5 protein-coding genes and 1 pseudogene are annotated in these 8,492 nt (G+C 41.1%); 1 reads left to right on the forward strand and 5 read right to left on the reverse strand.

Annotated elements, in window-relative coordinates; all coding sequences use genetic code 11:
* Window positions 1-156, reverse strand: a 156-nt coding sequence (locus ACKTT2_RS01225) for a Nif11-like leader peptide family natural product precursor (protein ID WP_407883153.1), incomplete at its 3' end; no start/stop codon positions are given.
* Window positions 157-619: 463 nt separating this feature from the next.
* Here ACKTT2_RS01225 and ACKTT2_RS01230 point away from each other — a divergent pair.
* Complete coding sequence (locus tag ACKTT2_RS01230) at window positions 620-3,973, forward strand: type 2 lanthipeptide synthetase LanM family protein (protein ID WP_407883145.1); 3,354 nt, start codon at window positions 620-622, stop codon at window positions 3,971-3,973.
* 196 nt (window positions 3,974-4,169) lie between these two features.
* Here the strand turns inward: ACKTT2_RS01230 and ACKTT2_RS01235 are convergent, their stop codons facing one another.
* From ACKTT2_RS01235 to ACKTT2_RS01250, 4 genes and pseudogenes are all read right to left on the reverse strand, one after another.
* Window positions 4,170-5,264 carry a hypothetical protein gene (locus tag ACKTT2_RS01235; RefSeq protein ID WP_407883147.1) on the reverse strand — a complete coding sequence of 365 codons (1,095 nt, stop codon included), beginning with the start codon at window positions 5,262-5,264 and terminating at the stop codon, window positions 4,170-4,172.
* 28 nt (window positions 5,265-5,292) lie between these two features.
* Window positions 5,293-6,420: a geranylgeranyl reductase family protein gene (locus tag ACKTT2_RS01240; protein WP_407883149.1), complete on the reverse strand. Its 1,128-nt coding sequence runs from the start codon at window positions 6,418-6,420 to the stop codon at window positions 5,293-5,295.
* Window positions 6,421-6,672: 252 nt separating this feature from the next.
* Window positions 6,673-8,070 (reverse strand): radical SAM family RiPP maturation amino acid epimerase, encoded by a 1,398-nt coding sequence (locus tag ACKTT2_RS01245; protein ID WP_407883151.1) that lies wholly within the window; start codon window positions 8,068-8,070, stop codon window positions 6,673-6,675.
* 17 nt (window positions 8,071-8,087) lie between these two features.
* Window positions 8,088-8,492, reverse strand: a pseudogene (locus ACKTT2_RS01250) (radical SAM family RiPP maturation amino acid epimerase); the annotation flags it as partial.

Below are 8,492 nucleotides of genomic sequence, written 5' to 3' on the forward strand. Positions count from 1 at the left end.
AAGTTCATCGGGAGTAAATTGATAACCATGTTTGACAGCAAAATCGGTAGCAGCTTGTAGGTCGTTTCCTGTCCCCAGGGCTTTAGCAAACTTCTCTTGAAGTTGCGGATCTTCAGTGATTTTTAGCAAGAATTGATTAACAGCTTCTGTGTTCATAACAGAAATCTCCTTAACTTTGTTACTTTAAATGTATTAGAAACTATTTAAAAAATCAATCCATAAAAATAAGGTTTGTTCAGGTCTTTTTTAAGAAGAAATCGGAAAAAAGATCGGAAGAACTAAGTTTTATTCAGGATTTGCTCACTCAGTTAATAGTTAGGTTTGTAAAACTAATAATACATTAAGCACAACGTTATAATTAGACTAAATTCTATTTGTAGAACCCTCTTTAAAAACAACATCCTATTTAGAGACGTACTTTCGGTGCGTCTCTACAAAATAGGTTGTTTAAAATAGGTTGTTTTCAAGCACGGAGCTAACTTTTCACGGTATGTGGATTCATGTCATTTTGAGGGTTTCCATAGCCCTTATTTTTCCGTCAGTTATTTTCATTAATCAAGAACTATTGAGAATAACACTGTGGAAAAAGCAACGCTGTTTCGTAGTTTGAAGACTTCCCGTGAAAAGTCAGGGCGCGGATTTGGTATTAGAAGATGAAAAAACTAGTCAATTTGCCTTTGTAAACTTGCATTTGCATTTAGCAGTATCGTGTAAACAATCGCCTATGTCACCATATAATTACACCTTAGATCTGACATCAGATTTGACATCAATTGTTGCTAAAGCCACTACTCTAGCAGAACGTTTAAATAATTCTTTTATTCCTCATGTCACTGACAAAGATGAAACACAGATTTCAGAACGTTTAGAGCGCTGGGGGATGGTTGTAGCTCAGGGCAAATTAGCCAAATTCCAGAGGCGTTTAGCTTGGCAAGGATTAGACATTGACACTATTCGCCCTCTCCTGGTTAATGCTCACTCTGATGAGCAACAACCTCTACCCCCATGGGCGACTACTCTGGGACAGGCGATCCAGACTGCACAAAACCTTGCAAACAAGCATTGGTACTCTTACCGTTACTTTAACCCAGAAAACCCGGTTCCCTTTGAGCCAATCTATGTTCCCTGCTTGCAAGTAGCGGCACAGCAACTTTTGGCACAAGTAGGCGATCGCTTAAAATTACTGACAGACAGTGCAATGGCAGCATTAGAGCACCAACTTGTGTTACAACTGAGCGGTTTGTGCTCTTGGACTCTAATGGAGGAATTTTCAGCGTTTCGCTCATCGGGGAACGCCATGTGCGACTTTTTGCTACTTGGCACAGGTGGTCGTAACAGTCAGGAAAAGTACCATACGTTTATTGATAAATTGTTTCAAGATGGCTTACTGTCGTTATTTCAGGAATATAGTGTCTTGGGACGACTAGTAGCCACTGCAATTGATTTCTGGGTAGAAGCTACCGCCGAATTCCTCAACTCTTTGGCAACAGACTGGTCTGATATTGAGCAATGCTTCGGGGGAGAAACAGCGTTAAAGGAAGTTGTGGCGGTTAAACCGGGCTTGTCAGATCCCCACAATCGGGGAAGATCTGCGATCGCCCTCACTTTTGACACGGGAATGCAATTAGTTTATAAACCCAAAGATCTTAGCTTAGATGTCGTCTATTATGATTTTCTGGAGTGGTGCAACAGCCACACTACCCTCCTACCCTTCAAAGTTATCCAAGTCCTGAACCGTTCTACCTACGGCTGGGTGGAATATGTGGAATCGCCGCCTTGTGAAGATGAAAGCGCGGCTCGACGCTTCTACCAACGCTCAGGAATGCTGCTGTGCCTGATCCACACCTTAGAAGGGACAGACTGCCACTGTGAAAACTTAATTGCCAATGGAGAACAGCCAGTATTAGTGGATCTAGAAACCCTATTGCATCATCAAAATAAAAGCATGGGTTCAAGCGAGTATAATGCAGCAATGTTGGTAGAAAAGCAGCTAGGGGAATCAGTATTGCGCACTTCGATTCTACCCAATTGGGGCATATCCCAACACGATGGGTTAACAGTCGATATCAGTGGCTTGGGAGGAATTGAGGATCAGAAGGTGTTGGCTCCTCGTGTACAAAACATCAACACGGATGCGATGAATGTGGGTTATGAAACAATTGTCCTCAAGCAAGCCAATGTGCCTAAACTCAATGGGATTCCCCTTTCGCCAGATGATTATTTAGAAGATTTGGTAGCAGGATTTGAGCAGATGTACCGCTTCCTGTTTTCCCATCAAGCAGTTCTGTTAGCCCCAACGAGTCCGTTGATGATTCTGGCACATCAAAAAGTCCGGTATGTGTTTCGCGCCACCAGAATTTATCATCTCATTCTGCAAAACTCTTATGCTCCAAATTTGTTAAGATTTGGTATCGATCGCAGTATCGCCCTTGATGTTTTGAGTCGAGCATTTGTAACCCAGGAAGAAAAGCCTGTCTTCTGGTCGATACTGGCGGCTGAATTACAAGCTATGGAACAATTAGACATCCCCATCTTTACTGCTTTATCCTCAAGCGATCGCCTTGAGCTACCAACAGGTGTAGTCATCCCAGAACTGTTTGAACAACCAAGCTTCACAAGTGTGCTTTTGCGGCTTAGAAGTTTAAGTGAAGCCGACTTAGCTCAACAAATAGAAATCATCCGGGGTTCTTTCTACTCACGGTTTGTTCGGGAACCAAATCCGGTTTCTTTTCCGGTAGTTAGCACTCGTGCAAAACAAGCAATGCCTTTGACAAAAGAAATTTTAGTGCAACAGGCAATTACTATAGCTGTAGATCTACGCCAACGTGCTATTTGCGCCGCCGATGGTAGCGTTAGCTGGATGAGCTTGAAATACAGAGCTAACACCCAAGGTTTCCAGTTTCAAGGCTTGGGTGTTAGTTTATATGACGGTAGTTGTGGTGTCGCTCTATTCCTCGCAGCCTTGGCAAAAGTTACAGGTGACTCAGAGTGGCATGACCTAGCTCTAAGAATTTTACAGCCTTTATGCAAAGTTCTTCAAGATTCAAACTTTGAAGATGTAGCGAGATTGATAAGGCGAGTGGGGATGAGCGGGGCTACCGGGCTAAGTTCAATCGCTTACTCTCTAGCTATTATTAGCCAACTCCTGCAAGAACCAGCACTGCTGCAAGATGCCCTGAAAGCTGCTGCCCTAATTACTCCAGATCTGATTGCTGCCGACCAATCCTTCGATATTATGGCAGGTGCAGCAGGAACAATCCTTGGTCTTTTAGCACTGCCATCATCAACTTCCTTGGAACTAGCTCTAGCCTGCGGTGAGCATCTGCTTAAGCATCAAACTAGCATTGACAAACGCCCTAGAGCTTGGAAAAACTCAGCAGGCAAACAACTCACTGGATTTTCCCAAGGCGCAGCAGGAATCGCCTATGCCCTTGTGCGGTTATATGCAGTGACGCAAGATTCCCGGTTTCTTGATGCAGCAAATGAAGCGATCGCTTATGAACAGAGTGTTTTCTCTACTGAAGCTCAAAATTGGCCTGACTTGAGATCTGAAGAACCTTGTTTCCGAATAAGTTGGGCAAATGGTGCTGCGGGAATTGGATTAGGGCGATTGAGAGGATTATCCGTTTTGGATACTAAAGAAATTCGTCAGGAGATTGCTATTGCCTTAGAAACCACTCAAAAATTTGCTTTATCAGATGTAGACAATCTCTGCTGGGGTAATTTAGGTCGGATGGAAACTTTGCTATTAGCAGCCCACAAGCTAGACCGACCAGACCTTTTAGAGGAGGTTCATCAAGCAGTTACTCACATAGTCACCCAAGCCCAAGCTCAAGGTACGTTTACTCTTTTCCCCGATTTACCGCCAAAAGTTTACAACCCTGGCTTTTTTCATGGCGCTACTGGTATTGGTTATCAACTCTTACGAATTGCCTATCCCAGCCTATTACCTTCTGTTTTATTATGGGAATGAATCATATCAAATCTGTTTAATTAGACATAATCTAGTTCCCTCCCCAATACATCGGGGAGGGTTAGGGTGGGGTAAAAAATATTTGATATATCAATTATGACTTTTCAAACATCCTCTAAGGGAGAAGCAGCCAAATTCCTTCATGCGTTTAACTTGGAGTGGACTGGACATTAACACCCTTTACTTTCTTTTGGAACTAATTAATCCAAGCATGACCGAACGATAAATATCCTTTTGCCTCCAAAGAACTACCTGGTTGGTAAACAATTTTTATATGGTTCAACCTTCTGAAAAATATACTTAACCCTCTGCCACCCAAGAAACTTGAAACTTTACTCAGGTTACTTGGCCATAATTCTGGATGAGTTTTCTCCTGGGAGTATCCAGCCCAACTGAGAAATGCGTCTCGTTTTTCAGGTGTACATAAACCCTTTTCTACCAAATAATCTAAAAATAATTGCCATCTAGGTTCAATGCGAGGGTCTCTTTTGATTAATTCGCATTCTATGCCTATCTTGGGAAAAATGACATTTCCTACATCAAAGTTTAGAACTATCTTATCCGATAAACTAGATAAAATATGAATAATTTCTTTGACCTCGCTGACTGAATATTTCCAGCCAATTTTGGTAAGGTAGGCAAATAGTTCTTCTTCAGAAATTCCTGTAACGTTAACTCTTACTGCCTCCAATTGTCTAGAAAGCATAGCTCCAATGTAAAGAATTTGGGAACCGATGGGTAAGGAATCTAGACAAATGTCTATATTTTGTTTAATTTGAGATGAAATAGAATTACCACATAAGAGACTTAAAGTAGTTTCTATAATCTGTTTTTGCTCCGTCTTCTCATACTTTTTATTACTATTCTTTTTTTCATTTAAATGTTCTAAACATAGAAAAAAACTAGGTATTGTCGCTTTTGGTAGTTGACCATCAATATCAAATTCCAGCCAAATACTATGTATATTAGACAATAGGGAGTTTGGCTCATACCAATGAAGACAAAAATCTCGGATACGTCTCCATACAGGATTAGTAAGAATGATATCTGGCATAGTCATAGTGGGATTTAACCCTGCTAAAATCTCACGACTGCCATTCCATGATGTAACGTAAACTGAAAAGTCTACAGTAGATGAATTAGCACCTAAACGGCACTCCAATAAAGCTTCTGATGAAGGTGGAAGCATTCTTGCTACTGCCTGGATTTGGGAAAAAGCTTCGGGAGTAACTAGTTGATGGGACAAGTAAGGTGCAACAACTTGAAGATAATTTTCTTGGGATACATTCATAAAAAATGGCGGAAAGTATTTATATTTTTCATTTCTTAGCTGAGAGTATACCAAATGCTTTTAAGAAAGCAAGTTGCCGATCTAATTCATGGCTTCTTTCTTGAAGAATGAAGCTGCGATATGCTAATTCCGGCGCAGACAAAAATGGACTTAAAGTAGAACGGCGTATAGAATGCAAATGTTTACCGATTCCCTGATTGATTAATTTTTGATACTGGCGACAGCCTTCAGTATTTTGTTCTAATTCTTTATGTGTTATGCTAGTAATGATATCAGCAGCTAATGCGCCGCTAGTCAATGCGTACTTAATTCCTTCGCCCAAGAATGGATCGACTAAATTGGCAGCATCACCGACTAGGCAAACCCGGCGGGTGGCGATTTGACGATCGCCGTTATATAGAGGAATAGGATGGCTTAACGTTCTCACCGACTTGATGCTTCCTGGGGAAAAACTTTCTTCCAGAAACTCATTCATCGCTTTGGACAATCCCTTTTGCCCTGTCCAAGACATAACACCACAACTTAAATAATCAGCTTTAGGAAAAATCCAACTGTAACCGTTAGCGGGAAAACTTATATTAAAAGTGGGATATTGCTTCTCAGCTTCATACACACTTGATGTAACCTCTACCTCAGCATCTACTGCCAACCCAAGACCTGCTTTTTGGTTTAATCCAAGACACTTTGCAGTTATACTGGTAGCGCCATCAGCAGCAATCAGAAAATCTGCTTGGATAATTTCTTGATTACTACCTTGAATAAAAACACCATTATCATTTTCTTCGACATAGGCAACGCGAAATCCATCCCACAAAGTTACATTTCCTTTCCCTAAGGAAACTGCCCGCTCGATTAAATGGTAATCGAAACGTCTTCGGTTCACCATTAGGGCAGGAGAAACTTTATCAGATATTTCTTTGGGCAGCGTATAGTTGTAAAAATACTTTGCAGCAACGGCTTCCACTTCAATTTGGGAGCTAAAATCCCAGTCAATAATTTTTTTCACACCAAGGGACAAAGCACCGCCACAGGCTTTATGCCGTGGTAACTTGCTTTTCTCTAAAACCAGCACCTTCAGACCAGTTTTTGCCAGACGGCAAGCAGCCATCCCACCACCAGGACCAGTACCAATAATAGCTACATCAAATTTTTTCATAAAAACCAACCTAAAGTATGATGAAATTAATTAGAGGCGGAAGTATCAATTCCATAGCAGCACGCAAGGAAGTAAGTTAGGCTTAGCCAATCTCAAGAGTTCGTAGCCGATTCCTGCTATTCCACGGAAAAAACTTGGGTCACTGCTCTCGTAGGCGATCGCATCATAAGCCGCTTCTCTAGACTTGACTTCATGAGTGATTTGATAAAGCCGAATTGATAATTGGGAATTTTCGCGCTAGCGAGTGACTCCCTAGTGAGCATAGGCTAGCGTTTTTATTTTGAGTTCTTCGTTCAAACAACCACTTGCAAGCAGTAGATTAAGAGCTTGAAATGTCTTGTCAGATGGGACTCCGAGTAAATTGAACACTCCCACAATCTCTGCGGCTGTCTTATCACCTTTTCGGATCGTTTCTCCTAGTTCCCTTAGGTAATTTTGATGTCGAAACTTACGAGTCATAATTTTTGTCGAAACCTGAAACCCGTCTGGCAACTTCTCGTATTTCAGGTCGCCACGGAAGCAGATGAGATCGTTAGCTCTAACTGTAGGCGACATATGTTCGTCGATCATTCTTTGAAGAATAGCTCTTAAATCATCAATATTAGAAAAAGAACCTTCATCAAAAATAATGTAACCATTAGGCCAACGGTTACTAGCTCGACAAGGGCTGATGAGTTTAACAGTTCTGTCAACCATGTTGAACAGGAACCCGGTGACGGAAGCAATAGTTCCTTGATCGGAAAAATCATCTTCCTGAGATAATTCACTCAATTCTGCCTTTTTCTTATTTTGCTCCCACACTCTTCCTACATTAGCTTTAACTAGATCTGATTCAAAATTTTGAAGGACTAATGTCACAAAAGCTAGCTCTTCTGCACTAAATTCTTCATGAATTTGGTTTAAGATTTTTAAGGAAAAAACAGAAAACCGATCGAAATAACGACCCTTTTCTCTAGAAAGTTTCAGTAGCGAACGCGTGCGTTCTGGATTTTTTAAAGCCAGAGCAGTTGTTGTTTGGGGAAAGCTACCGGAAATTTCATGAAAATCACTACAGAATTTTTCATAATCAGGGTTATCTAATGGATCTGTTGCCCAGTAACAAAAACCCTGACCTACAGCAGGACCAAGGAATTCTTTGAGTAATTCCAAGACTTGACGCCATAGTTTGGCATTTTCTGATGTATACACGAACAAATCTTCAAGCCGTGGTGCTGATACACCGCAAAACCAGCAGCCCACTGAACACCCTTTGCTTAGTTCAAAGGCAGCAGAAGCATGTACTATGCGATCGTGATAAGCTTTTTTGTACAGACTCTCATTCCGTGCAATCTGTCGCGCTCTCCAAGCTTGAAACTGAGGATTTGTAGAAACATTTGCTAGGAAGTCTTCTTTGCAGCTTTGTTGAAGATATTTTTGATAAATTTCTAACGTAGGAGAAATAGGAGCTTGGTCTCCCTGTTGACTAGCATATTCTGTATCCCATAGCTGTCTAATTTCTTCAAGATTGACTTTCAGATTATGCCGGGAAGCCGCTTGGACTGAATCTGTAAATACTTGTTCTCTAAAATCTGGATCTGCTTGCCATTTTTCAGAAAAACGTTTGAGATCGTTCCGAATCATGAATTCTTGTGGATTAATTTGTTCATACATACTTCTTTTTCCCAAATCTAAGTACTGTAAAGGGTGAGCGTTTTTATTTTGAGTTCTTCGTTCAAACAACCACTTGCAAGCAGTAGATTAAGAGCTTGAAATGTCTTGTCAGATGGGACTCCGAGTAAATTGAACACTCCCACAATCTCTGCGGCTGTCTTATCACCTTTTCGGATCGTTTCTCCTAGTTCCCTTAGGTAATTTTGATGTCGAAACTTACGAGTCATAATTTTTGTCGAAACCTGAAACCCGTCTGGCAACTTCTCGTATTTCAGGTCGCCACGGAAGCAGATGAGATCGTTAGCTCTAACTGTAGGCGACATATGTTCGTCGATCATTCTTTGGAGAATAGCTCTTAAATCATCAATATTAGAAAAAGAACCTTCATCAAAAATAATGTAACCATTAGGCCAACGGTTACT

The sequence above is a fragment of the Scytonema hankhaensis NUACC26 genome, assembly GCF_045865695.1.
Classification (GTDB): domain Bacteria; phylum Cyanobacteriota; class Cyanobacteriia; order Cyanobacteriales; family Nostocaceae; genus Scytonema.